We start from the raw sequence: 16330 nt of genomic DNA on the forward strand, positions 1-16330 counted from the left end.
GTCAAGAGTTTTGTCCAGCCGGATCGACCCCCTTGCCTAGGGTTCAGGTGGATTCGGCCTGTCCGGACTCCGCCAGGTGACGAGGGGAACAAGTGATTCTTGACACGTGTTAGGTCCACGATCTACAGTTCCTAACACGTGTTAGGAAGGAAGTTGCTATGACCGGTACCACACCTGGCCGCCTGCGGGAATTCTCGCGCCGGACCGCCCTTGGTGCCCTGGGGGCAGGAATTGTGGGAGCAACCGTGGCGTCGTGGCCGCGGCTCTCCGGAACCGACATTCCCGGGCGAGGGGACAACAGCCTCAGCATTGCCATCATGGGGACCGCCGCCGATGCCGCCGCGCGCCAGCGCGCCATCGACGCATTCACCCGGCTCCACCCGGACATTCCGGTCAAGGTCCAGGCCATCCAGGCCGCGGACTGGAAAGACTTCTTCACCAAGATCCTCACCATGGTGGCCGCGGGCACCCCGCCGGACGTTGTCTACGTGGCCACCGAGGGCGCGCAGCTTTTCGCCGACAAGCTGGCCCATCCGCTGGACGAGTACCTGCGCCGCGACGCTGCGGACATGGCCGAGTTCTTCGACGATGTGCACCCCAGCCTGGTGGAGGCCTTCATGTACAAGGGCAGCCTCTACCAGCTCCCGATGGACTGGAACGCCGCCAACATGTACTACAACACCACCGCCTTCCAGCAGGCGGGGCTGCAGCGCCCGGCGGACGACTGGACCCATGTGGACTTCCGCAACAGCCTCGCCGCCATGCGCAAAGCCCGTCCCTCCGACTTCACCCCGTACTACTGGACCAACCGGCTCTTCGGCGGTGTTGTGCCCTGGCTCTACGCCAACGACACCAGCTTCCTGAAGGAGACCCGGTCGGCCGGCGGTGACTGGCTCTGGGACGGCTTCTACGCCAACGATCCCTCCCGCGGCCTGCGCAGCGGCGGCTACCAGTGGCTGGAACCCAACGCCGACGATCCGCGCGTGTTCGAGTCCTTCGACTACCTGCGCGGCCTGGTCAAAGACGGGCTGGGCGTCCGCCCGGAGGAAGGCGGCGGCTCCTCCCTGGTGGGGTTGTTCGCCTCCAACCGGATCGGCACCACCCCGGCCGGCGGCTACTGGGTGCAGGGCCTGCACGAAGCCGGCATGAAGGAAAACGACTTCGACGTGGCTTTCTTCCCCAAGTGGCGGAGCCAGCGGCACCAGTTCGGGACGGCCGGCTACGCCATCATGAAGACGGCCAAGGACAAGGACGCCGCCTGGGAATGGATCAAGTTCAGTTCCAGCCGCGAGGCCATGGAAATGATTTTCCCCAACCCGGTGACCACGCCCGCCCGTCGTTCCATGGTCAACGAGGCCCTGTACACGGGCAAGGGCCCGGCGCACTGGAAAGTCTTCTACGACACGCTGGACAAGTACCCCACCACCGGGCCCATTCCGGCACCGCCCCAGCAGGCCGCCGTCGAAACGGCCCTGATGAAAAACGTCTCGCTGGCCGTCAGTGGCGACGAGCGCCAGCTCAAGCAGGCCCTCGACTCCATGCAGCGCGATCTTGAAATTGCCCTGAGGAGGCAGTCATGAGCACCACCATCCCCCGCCGGGAGCGGCCGAAGCAGGCCGCAAAACCGGCTGCATCCGGGGCGGCGGCCGCAGTGTCCGGACGGCACAGCCAGCGCTGGCTGGCCTGGATCTTCCTGGCCCCCACCATCGTGGGCATGGGCCTGTTCACCCTGGTGCCCATCGCGGCGTCGGTGGTCCTGGCGTTCTTCCGCTGGGACATCATCTCGGCCCCGACGTTCGTGGGCTTCGACAACTTCGCCGAGGTGGTCCAGGACCCCACGGTCCGGGTGTCCTTCCTGAACACGATCCTGTTCGTGGTGGTGGCCGTGGCCCTCCAGCTCGGCCTGGCCCTGGCGCTCGCCGTGATGGTGCAGGAGAAGATGCCGTCCTGGCTGCGGACCGTCTTCCGCTCGGCGTTCTTCTTCCCCCTGATCCTCTCCGCCGCGTCGGTGTCCATCTTCATGCGCTACCTCTTCAACGAGCAGTTCGGCGTGGTCAACTGGTTCCTGTCCCTCGCCGGCATCCCCGCGGTGCCGTGGCTGACCACACCCGGCGGATCCGCCGCCGTCGTCATCCTTGTCTATGTGTGGCAGAACTTCGGCTTCTCGTTCCTGCTGTTCATCGGCGGGCTGGCCTCCATACCCACCGAAACCTATGAGGCGGCCTCCCTGGACGGGGCAACGGGGTGGCGCAAGCACCTCTACGTCACGCTGCCGCTGCTGAGCCCCACCACGCTGCTGGCCTCGGTCATGGCCATCATCAGCGCGCTCCAGGTGTTTGACCAGCCCTACGTCCTGACCCGCGGCGGGCCCGGAGATTCGACCCGCACAGCCGTGATGGTCATCTTCGAATCCGCGTTCCAGCGGCTGGAATTCGGCCAGGCCTCGGCCATCGGCGTGATCCTCACCCTGATCATCATGGCCATCACCGCCGCGCAGTTCCGGCTCAGCAAACGATTCGTCTTCTACCAGTAAGGCCAGCCATGTCAACCACAACAGAGCGTGCGACCACCCGCCCGGCCCAGGCCCCGGACCCGGCCCTGCCAGCCCGGCCACGCCGCCGGCCGAACTGGAACCTGGCGGGCCGGGTGGCCCTGCTGACCCTCGCCGCAGTGATGACCCTGGGCCCGGTGATGTGGACACTGTCCACGTCACTGCGGACGCCATCGGAATCGTTCAAGCTGCCGCCGTCGTTCTTTCCCGTGAACCCGGACTTCACGTCCTACGTCCAGGTCTTCCAGCAGCTGGACATCTATCTCCTCGTGCTGAACAGTGCACTGGTCACCGGGCTGATCGCCGTCGGACAGATGGTCACAGCGGCGATGGCCGGCTACGCCTTCGCCAACCTGAAGTTCCGCGGCCGGGGGGCGCTGTTCTCGATCGTGCTGGCCACCATGATGGTGCCGGTCCAGGTGACGATCGTGCCCGTCTTTATGCTGATCCGCGGAATGGGCCTCTCGGACACCCTGCTGGCGCTGATCCTGCCGGCCATCCCGACGGCGTTCGGCACCTTCCTGATGCGACAATACTTTTTGGGGCTGCCTGCCGACCTTGCGGAAGCTGCGGCGATCGACGGCGCCACGCCCTGGCGGACCTTCCGCTCGGTCTACGCGCCGCTGGCCGTCCCGGGCATGGCGATTGTGGGCATCCTGGCCTTCAACTTCCATTGGAACGAGTTCTTCCGCCCCCTCATCCTGACCATCTCCGAGCAAAACTTCACCCTGCCGCTGGGCCTCGTCTCACTGCAGGGCAACCTGGGTACCGGCAGCATCTCGGTGGTCCTGGCAGGTGTCATCCTGTCCATGATTCCCGCCCTGGTGGTGTTCATCTTCGGCCAGCGTGCCCTGCAGGACGGCCTCACCGCCGGCACCGGCAAATAACCTCACCCCCTGCTGAAAGGCCTCACTCCATGTCATACCCGGACCTTGCCGTCACCGACTTTGCCGGCGTAGCCGCAGCCCACCCGGACCGCGCGTTCCCGCGCTTCCACCCCCGCCCCGCCACGGGCTGGATCAACGACCCCAACGGTGTCAGCCACATCAACGGCCGCTACCACGTCTTCTTCCAGTACAACCCCGAGTCCGCCCGCCACCACCGGATCGCGTGGGGCCACATCAGCTCCGCCGACCTGGTGCGCTGGGAGCAGCACCCGGTGGCGCTCCGCCCGCAGGACGGCGGGCCGGACGAGTACGGCTGCTGGACCGGTGTAGTGACGGACGACGGCGGTGTCCCCACCGCGGCGTACTCCGGCGTGCGCGGCGACGGCGGCCACTCCGAGGTGGTCATCTCCCGGGGTTCCGCGGACCTGGTGGACTGGGCCCAGGACGGGCACGTCGCGGCGTCCATGCCGGCCGACCCGCAGGTGACGGCAGTCCGGGACCCGTTCATCTTCCGCTTCAATGGCAAGCGCTACGCCATGCAGGGTGCCGGCCTCGCCTCCGGCCACGCGGCCCTGCTGCTGTACACCCTGGAGGACCTGTCCGACTGGGCATACCAGGGCATCTGGCTGACCTCCGAGGACCCGGTTGCTGCCGCGCATACGCCGGCAGAGATCTGGGAATGCCCGCAGCTGGTGCGCGTCCCGGCCGGATCCGGACCCGACGCCTGGGTGCTGATGTTCTCGCTGTGGCTGTCCGGCGACCAGCACGAGCACGTCAACGGGGTAGGCCACCTGATCGGCTCGCTGGCTGAGGATCCCGCCACCGGGCTGCCCGTCTTTTCCCCGCAGACCGGCGGAAAGTCGGACCTGGGCCGGGACTTCTATGCGCCACAGATCCTGCAGCTGCCGGACGGTGCCGCCGAACCGGCTGCACCGAAGGCGCTGCTTTGGGGCTGGGCCAACGAAGGACCGGGCCGGGATGGCCGCCGCGGCCGGAGCCAGGCGGAGATCGATGCTGCGGGTTGGGCCGGCGTGCTGACCCACCCTCGCGTGCTCTCCGTCGAGGACGGGGTATTGGCCATGGCACCCGCGCCGGAAGTGGACTCCTACCGTGGCGAACCAGTGGCCGTCGGGGCCGTCGGGGACGTGCTGCTGCCGCCGTTTGCCGAGGCCGTCGTGACCTCCGCGGCTGCCGGGGCCTCCGCGGCGGCCGCCGCGGTAACGTCCCGCTCCGGTGGGGCGGACGCGCTGGCCGCGGACGCCGTCGTCGAACTTTGCCTCGTGGCCGGTAGCGGGCCGGAGGCGTCCCGCCAGGTGGTGTTCAGGGGGACCATCGGGCCGGGGGAGGAACTGCGTGTTTTCGTGGATGCCTCGCTCGTGGAGGTGTACCGGACCGGGTCGGTGGCCACTACCCTGCGGGCGTACCCGGCGGCCGGCGAACGCTGGGTCCTGCAGCTGCCGGCGGGCGCGGTTGCCGATGTGTGGCGGCTGGAACAGCCAGAGTAGAGGTTCTGTTCGGTCCCTGCGGGCCTGTGCAGTGTCGGGCTGTTGAGTGCCGGCCCGTTCAGCGCCGGCCCGTTCAGTGCCGGCCCGTTCAGTGCCGGCCTGCAGGGACCGGTCCCGTGGACGCACGGACCACCAACCTGCCCGGGACCAGGGTCTCGGCCGGCTGGCGCCGGGCAGCCTCTGGGTCAGTAACGGCTGCGGAACCGTCGTCGCCCCCGGTCCCGGGCACCTGGCCCAGCTCCCGAAGGAGCCCTGTCATGGCGGCGGCACCCATCTCCCGCAACGGCAACGCCATGGTGGTGAGCGCCGGGACCATGGTGGAGGCAATGCGGAATTCGTTGTCGTAGCCCATGACGGAGAGGTCCTGCGGGATGGAAAGGCCCAGCCGGTTGGCTGCGAGCACCACGCCGATGGCCAGCCGGTCGTTGGCGCAGACGATCGCGGAGGGACGTTGCGCCGCGGCCACGCCGTCCAGGAGCTTCATGGCCCCGTGGAAGCCGGTGTCGATGTCCCAGCCGACCTGGAGGATGCGGCCAGGGGGCACCGGCAGGCCGGCCGCCTCGAACGCCTCGCGGTGGCCCTGGATCCGGCGCGGGGCAGCGGGAGTGAGGCTGTCGCCCGCCAGGAACGCGATGTCGCGGTGGCCCAGGTCCAGCAGATGCGTTGCCGCCTCCCGGCCGCCGCGGACCTCGTCGGGAATGACGGCGGGCACACCGGTTTCGGGACGGTCATCGAAGCAGTTCGCCAGCACCGACGGCACTTGCAGCATGTTGAGCGGGACGTGCAGGGGGCGCAGGCCCACCGTAATGTACATCAGCCCGTCCACCTGGCGGTCCAGAAGCGTGGCCACGGCACCCTCGTCGCGGGTCTCGTCCGATTCCGTGTCCATCACCACCGTGACGAAACCATGGGTCCTGGCCACGGCGTCGGCGCCGGCGATGATGTTGCCGTCAAACGGGCTGGTGACCACCTCGTCCGAGACGATCCCGATGATGCGCGAGCGGCGGTTCCGCAGGCTCACGGCGATGGCGTTGGGCGTGTAGTGCAGCGCGGCGGCAGCGTCTCGGATCCTGTCCTGACTCTCCCTGGCCACGTTTCCGTCCCCGCGGCCGTTGAGGACCAGCGAAACCGCGCTACGTGACACCCCGGCGAGTTTGGCAACGTCCAGTGCTGTGGCTTTGCGGTTCATGGTGCATACCCTCCGGGTGTGGAATCACTGCTTTGCTGCAGTTTACCTAACTCGTGTGAGCCGTGCGTCCCTGGTGACGCGCTCCCAGTTGCCGCGGGATCCCCGCCCGCCGGAGGGAGAGCGTTGGCGTCGGGGGCCAGTGAGAGAGCGCCTGGCCCAAAGCGACAGGAAGTGGGAGAGCATTGGCGTTGATGGGAGACTGGATTGGTGACTTCTGAGAACCCGCTGGACCCGCTCAACGCCTATGCAGCCGCCGGCGATGCCCCGCTTTCCGAAGGCGACCCTACCGGCGCCCCGGCCGACCCGACCGCACACACGGCCCCTGACGCCGGCGCCCGGCCGGACTCAGCGCCGGACACCCTGGACGCCACCGAGCTGAGCGCGCTGGATGCCGCGCGGATCGCCGTCGCGGCCCTGCTGCTTGAGGGGGTGCGCTACGTGGTGGTGGCGCCGGGCTCGCGCTCGGCACCGATGGCCTACGCCCTGGCCGAGGCCGACGCCGCCGGGCGGGTCGAGCTGCTGGTCCGGATCGACGAGCGCGACGCCGGCTTCACCGCCCTGGGCCTGGCCCTCGCAACGGGGGCGCCCGCGGCCGTGCTCACCACCTCGGGGACCGCCGTCGGCAACCTGCTGCCCGCGGTGATGGAGGCCAACCACGCTGCCGTCCCGCTTGTGGTGATTTCCGCCGACCGCCCCGAGGAACTCCGCGGGACCGGCGCCAACCAGACCACGGCGCAGCTGGACCTGTTCGGTGAGCATGTCCGTTTCGCCGCCGACGTGCCCGCCGGCAGCGACCCGCGGCGCGCCGTCGAGACCGCCCTCAGCGCCGCCACCGGGGCCTTCGAGGACACCCCGCCCGGGCCGGTGCAGCTCAACCTGGCCTTCCGCGACCCGCTCGTTCCCGCCCCCGGCGACAGGCTGCCGCCCGAGTCCGGCCGCCGGGTGTACCGCGCGCCCCGCGGCCCGCTGGCCCTCGACTTCCCGCCCGCCTCGGCCGGACTGCCGGAACGGCGCACCGTGGTGCTGGCAGGGCACGACGCCGGACCGGTCGCCGAGGCCTTCGCCCGCGCTCACGGCCTGCCGCTGCTCGCCGAGCCGTCCTCCAACGCGCGGTTCGGGCCCAACGCGGTGGGACCCTACCGGATTGTCCTGGACGCGTTCGGTCCGGAGTCCGCGCAGCCGATCGAGCGTGTGGTGCTCTTTGGCCGGCCCACCCTCTCCCGGCCGGTGAGTGCCCTGCTGGCCCGCGCCGACGTCCCCTCGGCCCTGTACCAGCCGGTTCCCGTGGCCTGGTACGAGCCGGGCCGCCGCACCGAACTCCCGCTCAACAACCTGGGCGACCTGGCCGACTTCGCCGGCCGCGGCTCCGCGGCCTGGCTGGATGCCTGGCTGCTGGCCGGGGCCGCCGCGCAGCACGCGGTGGACGTGGTGCTGGCGGGCACTGCCGCCCCCGGGGCCGCTGCGACGGGTCCTGCCACCGGGCCGGCCGCGACCGGGCCCGCCGTCGGCGCCCTGGTCTGGGAACACACACGCGGGCAGCTCGTGCTCGGCTCCTCCAACGGCATCCGCGACGTCGACCTCGCCGGCGCGCCCGCCCCGGAGCCGGCCGCCGTCGTTTTCGCCAACCGAGGCTTGTCCGGCATCGACGGGACCCTTGCCACGGCCACCGGCATTGCCCTGGGCGGCCGGCAGGAGACCACGGTGCTGCTGGGCGACGTCACCTTCCTGCACGATGCCGGCGGGCTGCTGCTCGGCGCCGGGGAGGAGGAGCCCACCCTGCGGATCGTGGTCCTCAACGACGCCGGCGGGGCCATCTTCGGGCTGCTGGAACACGGCGCCGTCAAGGCCGCGGGCCGCTACGGAACCGCCGTCGAACGCCTCTTCGGCACCCCGCACAGCGTGGACCTGGCGGCACTCGCGGCGGCGTACGGCGTCGAGCACCGCTCGGTCAGCACCACGGCGGAGCTCGCCGCGGCGCTGGCGGAGCCGTGGGAGGGCCGCAGCATCATCGAGGTCCACACGGACCGGCACGGTCTGCGGCAACTGCACGAGCGCATCCGGGCCGCCGTGGGCACCGCCGTGGCCGGGGTGCTCGCCGCGCAATAACCGGCCGCGCAGGAGCCCGCAAGTTTCCGCTGCGCTTTCGGACGGGGGCGGCGCGGATCCGCGGTGCGGCTGTCCGAAATCGCCGCGGATTCCTCAGCGGTGGATGAGGTGGCCCCAGTCCAAGGCGTCGCCCAGAGCCCGGTCGCGGAATCCGGGATGGGCCCGGCGCAGGTGGCCCATGTCGGCCTCCGTGTTCCAGGGGCCGATCCCCATGCGGATGCCTTCATCGATCAGGGCGTCGGCCCTGGCGACCGCCCCGGCGATCTGCTCGCGCGAGTACAGGTCCCCCAGGACTTCGCCGAGTCGGATCCGGCCCAGACCATACTCACCGACGTGCCCGGCGAAGCGGCGGTTGTAATAGTGGATGGCGAACACGGCGTTGCTGAGGTCAAGCTCCCGGGCGTCGGCGATCATCTTCTCCCGGCGCACCTGGACACCAATCTGGGCCTCGTGGATCCGGGCAAGTGCCGCGTCGAGCTCAGCCTCGTAGCGCTCCTGCGGGAAGCCCGGGACGGTGTTCTGTATCTGCTCAAGTGCAGCCTCGCGGAAGTCCCTGCCCTCCACCATCCGGCCTCCGTGATGCATGGCGGCCGAGCGCAGACTGGACTCCCGCTGCTCGGGTGTCTCCTCTGGGCGCTGATACTTCGAGCTCACGCGTTCTCCGATCTGTGTGGGTGTCCGGTCTACTTCCGGCGTATAGCGTCCAGAAACGAGACCAGCATCTACCGAAAACCGCTCGAGCGAAAGCATCAGTGCTTCGGAAAATGTCAGCGACGGCAGCGTGTGAGGTTTTCGGTGCGCGAATTCTCAGATCGTGAGGACTACAGGCCCGTCGTCCGTGATGGCTACGGTGTGCTCGCTGTGCGCCGTGCGGGTTCCTGTCGCACTGCGGAGGGTCCATCCGTCCGGGTCGGTGACGAGGTCGGCGGTGCCCGCCATGACCCAGGGTTCGATTGCCAGTAGCAGGCCAGGGCGGAGCCGGTATCCCCGGCCTGGGCGGCCCGTGTTGGGGATGTGGGGATCCTGATGCATCGTCGACCCGACGCCGTGCCCTCCGAACTCGGTGTTGATGGGGAAGCCGGCAGCCGCAAGGACGGCGCCGATGGCGTGCGAGATGTCCCCGATGCGTGCTCCGGGGTTGGCGGCCGCGATTCCGGCTTCCAGCGCCCGCTGCGTGGTCTCGATCATCTTGGAGTCCGACGGGCTGGAGGACACTCCGACGATGAAGCTGACGGCGGCATCGGTGACGATCCCATCGAGGGACGCAGCCAGGTCAAGGGTGAGGAGATCGCCATCCTGGAGGGCGTAGTCGTGAGGCATTCCGTGCAGCACGGCGTCGTTGACTGAGGTGCAGATGAAGTGGCCGAAGGGTCCGCGGCCGAACGAGGGCGCGTAATCGAGATAGCAGGACTGGGCCCCTGCCGCGGCAATCATCTCACCGGCCCACTGGTTGATCTCCAGGAGGTTGGTGCCGACCCTGGCCCGCTCCTGCAAGCTCTGCAGCACTGTGGCGATGAACCGTCCGCTTACCTTCGCCCGCTGTAGTTCAGCTGGGCTGAATATTTCGATCACCAGATGGTCCTCTCAGCATGCCCAATAAATATACCGGTAATACTATACCGGTACTATAGTTGGAGGCATGGTCAGACTCCCACTCACGCCCGCTGAAGTCGAACGAGGACAACATTTGGGCGCACTTCTGCGTCAAGCGAGGACAGATCGCTCCATGTTCGAGGTGGCGGTGGCCGCGGGCATCTCGCCTGAGACCCTGCGGAAGATTGAAACAGGCCGGGTGGCCACTCCCGCGTTCTCCACGATCGCGGCTATCGCGGCCGTGCTCGGTCTCTCCCTCGACGATGTCTGGTCCTCGATCAACCCGCCGACGCAGGCCTCCAGCGAACAGGTAGCGGACCAGCGGCCCGACCGCCTGGCGTCCTGACTTCCAACCTGAGCCCGGGCGCGGCCGCGGCGGAGTAGGCCTGCCACCATTTCGCTGCGGTTTCGGACGAGGGCTGCGCGGGCCCGCGGCGCGCCTGTCCGAAAACGCCGCGGAAATGCTCGGCCAGCGTTTTCCACATCCGGACACCGGGCCGTTGTTGTGGCGTTGAGGCCCGGGCCAGTATCGGTGCATGGACCTGCCCGCCCTGATTCTCAGCAGCGACCTGGCGCGTCTCGGCCGCGACTCGCGTGCGCTTGCCCGGCAAACCGAGACCGGGGAACTCAAACGCATCCGCCAGGGTGTGTACGTGCGGGCCGAGGCGTGGGATGCACTGCAGCCCTGGGAACGGTACCCGCTGCTGATCCACGCCGCGGCATCCACCCGGCGAAGCCAGACCGTATTCTGCCGGCAGTCAGCCGCCGCCCTTTCGGAGATCCCGGTGCTCGGCACGAGGCACCCCGTTCACGCGTGCACGTCCGACGCCGGAGGGGCCGTTCAAGGGCGGGCGTGCGGCGACACTTCGTTGATCCCGAATCCCTCCGGGTCGAGGAACGCCAGGGCCTGCTGGTCACGGCCCGGTCCCGGACGGTGCTGGACCTGGCCGCCTTCGAATCCTTTGAGCAGGCCGTGACAGCCGTCGACCATGTACTGCGGCCTGCACGGAATGGGCCGCCGGGGCTGACCCTTGAGGCGCTCCAAGCCGGCATCAGCGGAATCTATACGGCCGCCGCAGCCCGGAGGATCGTCACCGCCCTTGAGTTCGGCGATCCGGCGTCGGGTTCTCCGGGGGAATCGGTGAGTCGGGCGATGATGCACCGGCTGGGGTTCAAGGCGCCCGTGCTCCAGCACGAGATCCGGGATGCCCGGGGACTCGTCGGCTACACGGACTTCGAGTGGCCGGAGGACGGCCTGTCCGGCGAATTCGATGGTCTAGTGAAGTACCGGGACGCGGCCTATCTGAAGGGCCGGACGGCCTCCGACGTGGTGATTGAGGAGAAGAGCCGTGAGGACCGGATCCGGGCCACCGGCCGACGGGTCATCCGGTGGACGTGGGCGGAGCTCGCCAGCCCGGAGAGATTCTCGGCTTTCCTCGATGCGAAAGGCGTCCCGAGAATTCGCTACGGAAACGGACAGCCGCCACGTGGATCCACGTAGCGGCTGTCTGAAATCGGCGCGGAATCCGCAGCGGTAGGCGCCTACTCCGCGAGGTCGATGTGCGTCGGGTCGAGGACGCGGCGGAGGAATTCCTTGGTGCGGGCGTGGTTGGGGGCGCTGATGACCTGCTCGGCCACGCCTTCCTCCACCACGACGCCGCCGTCCATGAAGACCACACGGTCGGCGACTTCGCGGGCGAAGCCCATCTCGTGGGTCACCACCAGCATGGTCATGCCTTCCCTGGCCAGGTTCCGCATGACGGACAGGACGTCGCCCACCGTCTCCGGGTCCAGTGCCGAGGTGGGCTCATCGAAGAGCATCAGTTCGGGGTCCATGCTCAGCGCCCGGGCGATCGCCACGCGCTGCTGCTGCCCGCCGGAGAGCTGGTCGGGGAAGCGGTCGGCGAGGTGCCCCAGGCCCACGCGCTCCAGGTTCTTCATGGCCACGGCCGAGGCGTCCGACTGGCTGCGCTTGAGCACCTTGGTCTGCGCGATGGTGCAGTTCTGCAGTGCGCTCAGGTGCGGGAAGAGGTTGAACTGCTGGAAGACCATGCCGACCTTGCGGCGCATCTTGTCGATGTCCACGTCCGGGTCGGTGGCCTCGAAGCCGCCGACGTGGACGCTGCCCACGTTGGGCTGCTCCAGCAGGTTGACGCAGCGGAGCAGGGTGGATTTGCCGGAACCGGACGGGCCGATCAGGCAGACAACCTCGCCGGGGGCGACATTGAGACTGATGCCCTTGAGCACTTCGTTGGTTCCGTAGGACTTGCGGAGGTCCGTGATGGACACGCCGGCGGCCTTGATGGCCCCGCTGCGGTCATTCGCGTTCTGTACGACGTCGTTCATGACTGTCCTGCCTATCGCTTCGTCCGCGCGGAGCGGCTTTCGAACTTCCGGGCCAAGAGGCTCAGCGGGATGGTGATCACCAGGTAGAAGGCGCCGGCCACCAGGAGCGGGGTCAGACCCGCGCCGAGGCTGGAGATGCCGTCGCGGCCGAATTTGGTGAGCTCGTACTGCGAGGCGGTGAGGCCCAGCACGTAGATCAGCGAAGAGTCCTTGGTCAGCAGGATGACCTCGTTGGTCAGCGGCGGCAGGACGATCCGGAAGGCCTGCGGGATGACGATGGAGATCATTGCCCGCCACTGCGGCATGCCGAGCGACCGGGCGGCCTCCAGCTGGCCCTTCGGCACGGCCTGCAGGCCGGCGCGCAGGGTTTCGGCGATGTAGGCCGCGGCCACCATACCGAGCGAGACCATCACCACCACGGTCACGTTCCAGGAAACACCGAAGGCCAGCGGCACGCCGTAGCCGAATGCGATGAAGACCAGCAGGGCCGGGATGCCACGGAAGAACTCGATGTAACCGGTGGCCAGCCAGCGGTACAGCGGGAACGAGGAGAGCTTCATGAGCGCCAGCAGCAGGCCGCCGGACAGGCCCACGATGAAGCCCAGGGCGGTGTAGATCAGGGTGTTCTTCAGGCCCACCAGGATGATGTCAGGGAACATCGGGCCGATCTTGGCGAAGTTGAAGACGCTGGTGCTGATGGTCTTCCAGTCCGTGGCCAGGATCAGGGCGATCACGGCCACCACAAAGATTCCGGCCTGGACGTACAGGCTGACTCTGGCTCGTTGACGTGCGGTCATTGCCATGGTGCTCTCACATTCGTTTTGCGCAGTTGAGGCCCCGTACGGACTGTCGTCCAGCGGTACGGGGCCTCAACTTTGTCGGTCTCAGGCCGGGGTGCTACTTGGCGGCTTCGCCGAACCAGGTGGTCTCGAACTTCTTCAGGGTGCCGTCGTCGGTGAGGCGCTTGAGCGTGCCGTTGACCTGGGTGGCCATCGCGGTGTTGCCCTTCTTGATGGAGATGCCGAGCTGCTCGCCGGTGGTGTAGTTCTCCACGCGCTTGAACTTCGCGTCGTCCTTGATGGCGTAGGCGAGGACGGACTGGTTGCCCAGGGCGGCGTCGATGGTGCCGGCCTGCAGGGCCTGGACCAGGAGGCCGGAATCCTCGAACTGCTGGGCGTCGAGGCCCTTTTCCTGGGCGTACTTGGCGCCGGTGGTGGCCTGCTGGACGCCGACCTTCTTGCCCTTGGCGCCCTCGAGGTCGTTGATCCCGGATGCCTCGCTGGCCACCAGGGTCAGGTCATCGTCCATGTACGGGCTGGAGAAATCCATGACCGACTTGCGGGTGTCCGTGATGGAGACGGAGGAGATGGAGACGTCGCACTGGGTCAGCGCGGTGCCGGTCTCGATGGCCTCGAAGGAGCTGTCCACGACGCTGAGTTCGGCCTTCAGGTCCTTGGCCACCTCGGCGGCGATGTCCATGTCGAAGCCGACGATCTTGCCGTCCTGCTGGAATTCGAACGGCTCGTAGGGAACGTCCGAGCAGACGGTCAGCTTGCCGGCGTTGATGAGCTGCACGCCGCCTTCGGAGGAGGCTGCGGGGGTGGAGCTGCCGCCGCAGGCCGTGAGCGTGAGGGCGCCGACGGCGAGGAGTGCGGCTGCCTTGGCGGCCACCTTTGCCGTGGCGAGGGACTTGAGCTGCATGGTTTTTTACCTCTTGTTGCAGGAGCAGACGTGACTTAGTCGGCTTATAGTGTATCGCCGAATACGAGATGTGCATCACAGGAAACTAAGTTTCACCATTGGATAACTATTGATGACACTAGTGCAAGGCCCCGCGGGGCCGCAGTGTCTCCTATCCCGGACTCTAGCTTTTGATCCCGAGGGACTCCAGCATCGGCCGGAACTTCGCCCAGGTTTCAGCGAGTTCGGCTTCGGGCACGGAGCCCTCGACGACGCCGCAGCCCGCATAGAGCCGCACGGTCTCCGGGGACTCAATGACGGCGCCGCGCAGCGCGATGCCCCATTCCCCGTTGCCGGCCGCGTCCAGCCAGCCGACCGGTCCGGCGTAGGGGCCGCGGTCCAGGTGCTCCAGCTTGCGGATCAGCGCGCCCGCCACCGTGGTCGGCGTGCCGCAGACCGCCGCGGTGGGATGCAGGGCATTGATCAGCGCGAGGCAGGTGGGCACATGGCCTTCGACCTCGGCGAGCTCCGCCTTCACGTCCGAGGCGAGGTGCCACACGTTGGGCAGTTCCAGGATGAAGGGTTCGCTGTGGGCGTTCATCGCCTCCGAGAACGGCGCCAGCTGCGTGGTCAGCGACTGGATGGCGATGTCGTGTTCGTGCCGCTGCTTTTCGGATCCGGCCAGCACACGCTCGGCGAACTCCAGCGGCGAGCCGTCCATGCCGTCGGCGTCGCGGCGGTCCAGGGTGCCGGCCAGAACGCGGGCCTGCGCAGTGCGGCCCTCCACCTGGATCAGCATCTCGGGGGTCGCGCCGACCAGCCCGTCCACCCCGTAGGTCCAGCATTCTCGGTAGCGGACGGCGAGCTGGCGGAGGATTTCGGCGGCATTGACGCCGTCCGGGACGGTGGCCACGATGTCGCGGGCCAGTACCAGCTTCTCCAGCGCCCCGGTACGGATCTCCGCGACGCCCGCGGCCACGGCTGCCATCCAGTCCGCTTCGCTCAGTGACCCGGTGTGCAGGGTCGCCTCCCGTGGCACGGCGGCGGCCGGGTCTGCGGCCGGGTCTGCACTCGGGTCCGCGGCGGCGTCTGCTGCAGCGGGTACGACGCCGGGTGTCCCCAGCCAGCGGTCCAGCGCGGCGCGCGCGCCCGCTTCGGTGAGGTCGCCGTCGTCGAACGTCATCTGGGTGAGCCAGGCTTTGCCGTCACGGAGCCCGACAACGATTTCGGGAACGATCAGCCGCGACTCGTGCGCGGAGGCTTTGGAGAAGGCGAAGGAGCCGAAGGCGACGGGGCCGGTGCCGGGCCAGTCGACGGGGTCGTCGATCTCAGCCTCGATCACCAGGTGACGCCACCAGATGTCCGCCTCGAGGAAACGCTCGGGTCCCGTGGCGGTGAACCGGGCCACCTCGCCGAAGCCGACCAGCCCTGCTTCGCGGCGGGTCCAGCAGAGGAGGTCGTCCCGGACCAGAAACGACGGCAGCCCCCCGGGGAATGTTTCTGCATCGAGGGGGACTGTCAAGGTTCGGAACGCGCTCGTCATAGTGAGACAACACTACTCCCGCGGCGCCGGAGGCTCCGTTCAGGCTCCGCTCCGGCGCCGCGGATGCCCAGTTCAGCCCCAGTTCAGGTGTGGTTAGGGTGTGTGCTGATCATTTGAGACAATGTCAGGGTGAACCGAGCATCCTTGGATAAGCGTCCGGACGAAGTAGCCACGATGTTTGACGACGTCGCCCCCAAATACGACGTCGTCAACGATGTCCTGTCGATGGGGCAGACGCGCCGTTGGCGCAAGGTTGTGGTCGAAGCCATGGATGTGAAGGCCGGCCAGCGGGTGCTCGATCTCGCCGCCGGCACGGGCACCTCCAGCGAACCGTATGCCGACGCCGGCATCGACGTGATCGCCTGCGACTTCTCCCTGGGCATGCTCAAGGTCGGCAAGCGCCGCCGCCCCGACATCGACTTCATCGCCGGTGACGCCACCCGCCTGCCGTTCGCGGACAACACCTTCGATGCCAGCACCATCTCCTTTGGGCTGCGCAACGTCAACGAGCCGAAGAAGGCCCTGGCCGAGATGCTGCGGGTCACCAAGCCCGGCGGCAAGCTGGTCATCGCCGAGTTCTCCCAGCCGGTGGTGCCGCTGTGGCGGACCATGTACACCGAATACCTCATGCGCGCCCTGCCCGCGATCGCCGTCAAGGTCTCCTCCAACCCGGACGCCTACGTCTACCTCGCCGAGTCCATCCGCGCCTGGCCGGACCAGGATCACCTCGCGGCCTGGCTGCAGGAAGCCGGCTGGGACAACGTCTCCTACCGCAACCTCAGCGGCGGCATCGTCGCCGTGCACCGCGCCGTCAAGCCCGGCGCCGAGGCCGGCCCTTCCGCGGCCGCCGCGGCGCTGGCCGCCCACACCGGACCGGTGGCGAAGCTGCGCCGCAACATCATCCGGCCCGCGCGTTAGTCCGTCGCCGCC

15 protein-coding genes and 1 pseudogene are annotated in these 16330 nt (G+C 68.3%); 9 read left to right on the forward strand and 7 right to left on the reverse strand.

Going from position 1 to position 16330, the window contains the following annotated elements; translation table 11 throughout:
• Positions 1-158: 158 nt before the first annotated feature.
• The 4 genes from AC50YC_RS01305 to AC50YC_RS01320 are packed head-to-tail and all read left to right on the forward strand — an operon-like array spanning position 159 to position 4943.
• A complete protein-coding gene (locus tag AC50YC_RS01305) occupies positions 159-1580 on the forward strand; it encodes an extracellular solute-binding protein (protein WP_494951843.1) in 1422 nt (473 codons plus the stop codon).
• Positions 1577-2533: a carbohydrate ABC transporter permease gene (locus tag AC50YC_RS01310; protein WP_494951844.1), complete on the forward strand. Its 957-nt coding sequence runs from the start codon at positions 1577-1579 to the stop codon at positions 2531-2533. The genes AC50YC_RS01305 and AC50YC_RS01310 overlap by 4 nt, the downstream gene beginning before the upstream one ends.
• A gap of 8 nt (positions 2534-2541) precedes the next feature.
• The gene (locus AC50YC_RS01315) at positions 2542-3438 is read left to right on the forward strand and encodes a carbohydrate ABC transporter permease (RefSeq protein WP_494951845.1); all 897 of its coding nucleotides are present in this window, start codon (positions 2542-2544) and stop codon (positions 3436-3438) included.
• 29 nt (positions 3439-3467) lie between these two features.
• Entirely contained in the window at positions 3468-4943 is a 1476-nt protein-coding gene (locus AC50YC_RS01320; protein ID WP_494951846.1) for a glycoside hydrolase family 32 protein, read from the forward strand.
• 88 nt (positions 4944-5031) lie between these two features.
• On the opposite strand, the gene AC50YC_RS01325 is transcribed toward AC50YC_RS01320, so the two are convergent.
• A complete protein-coding gene (locus AC50YC_RS01325) occupies positions 5032-6132 on the reverse strand; it encodes a LacI family DNA-binding transcriptional regulator (protein WP_494951847.1) in 1101 nt (366 codons plus the stop codon).
• A gap of 360 nt (positions 6133-6492) precedes the next feature.
• Here AC50YC_RS01325 and menD point away from each other — a divergent pair, with 360 nt between their 5' ends.
• Complete coding sequence (gene menD / locus AC50YC_RS01330) at positions 6493-8238, forward strand: 2-succinyl-5-enolpyruvyl-6-hydroxy-3-cyclohexene-1-carboxylic-acid synthase (RefSeq protein WP_494952164.1); 1746 nt, start codon at positions 6493-6495, stop codon at positions 8236-8238.
• Between the two features lie 93 nt (positions 8239-8331).
• On the opposite strand, the gene AC50YC_RS01335 is transcribed toward menD, so the two are convergent.
• Both AC50YC_RS01335 and map read right to left on the reverse strand, forming a co-directional pair.
• Positions 8332-8892, reverse strand: a complete 561-nt coding sequence (locus AC50YC_RS01335; protein ID WP_494951848.1) for a hypothetical protein — start codon at positions 8890-8892, stop codon at positions 8332-8334.
• Positions 8893-9045: 153 nt separating this feature from the next.
• On the reverse strand, positions 9046-9810 hold the full coding sequence (gene map, locus AC50YC_RS01340; RefSeq protein WP_494951849.1) for a type I methionyl aminopeptidase: 765 nt from the start codon (positions 9808-9810) through the stop codon (positions 9046-9048).
• 67 nt (positions 9811-9877) lie between these two features.
• On the opposite strand from map, the gene AC50YC_RS01345 reads away from it, so the two are divergent.
• The 3 genes and pseudogenes from AC50YC_RS01345 to AC50YC_RS01355 all read left to right on the forward strand — a co-directional run bounded on the left by AC50YC_RS01345 (position 9878) and on the right by AC50YC_RS01355 (position 11332).
• Complete coding sequence (locus tag AC50YC_RS01345) at positions 9878-10177, forward strand: helix-turn-helix domain-containing protein (RefSeq protein WP_494951850.1); 300 nt, start codon at positions 9878-9880, stop codon at positions 10175-10177.
• 190 nt (positions 10178-10367) lie between these two features.
• Positions 10368-10445, forward strand: a pseudogene (locus AC50YC_RS01350) (hypothetical protein); the annotation flags it as partial.
• A 239-nt stretch (positions 10446-10684) separates the two neighbouring features.
• Positions 10685-11332: a hypothetical protein gene (locus AC50YC_RS01355; RefSeq protein WP_494951851.1), complete on the forward strand. Its 648-nt coding sequence runs from the start codon at positions 10685-10687 to the stop codon at positions 11330-11332.
• Positions 11333-11373: 41 nt separating this feature from the next.
• On the opposite strand, the gene AC50YC_RS01360 is transcribed toward AC50YC_RS01355, so the two are convergent.
• From AC50YC_RS01360 to AC50YC_RS01375, 4 genes are all read right to left on the reverse strand, one after another.
• On the reverse strand, positions 11374-12177 hold the full coding sequence (locus tag AC50YC_RS01360; protein ID WP_494951852.1) for an amino acid ABC transporter ATP-binding protein: 804 nt from the start codon (positions 12175-12177) through the stop codon (positions 11374-11376).
• An 11-nt stretch (positions 12178-12188) separates the two neighbouring features.
• The gene (locus AC50YC_RS01365) at positions 12189-12980 is read right to left on the reverse strand and encodes an amino acid ABC transporter permease (protein WP_494951853.1); all 792 of its coding nucleotides are present in this window, start codon (positions 12978-12980) and stop codon (positions 12189-12191) included.
• A gap of 94 nt (positions 12981-13074) precedes the next feature.
• Positions 13075-13878 (reverse strand): ABC transporter substrate-binding protein, encoded by an 804-nt coding sequence (locus AC50YC_RS01370; RefSeq protein ID WP_354169003.1) that lies wholly within the window; start codon positions 13876-13878, stop codon positions 13075-13077.
• 163 nt (positions 13879-14041) lie between these two features.
• Complete coding sequence (locus AC50YC_RS01375) at positions 14042-15400, reverse strand: isochorismate synthase (protein WP_494951854.1); 1359 nt, start codon at positions 15398-15400, stop codon at positions 14042-14044.
• A gap of 129 nt (positions 15401-15529) precedes the next feature.
• Here AC50YC_RS01375 and AC50YC_RS01380 point away from each other — a divergent pair, with 129 nt between their 5' ends.
• Positions 15530-16318: a demethylmenaquinone methyltransferase gene (locus tag AC50YC_RS01380; protein WP_494951855.1), complete on the forward strand. Its 789-nt coding sequence runs from the start codon at positions 15530-15532 to the stop codon at positions 16316-16318.
• Positions 16319-16330: the final 12 nt, after the last annotated feature.

Source organism: Pseudarthrobacter sp. MDT1-56, assembly GCF_059383555.1.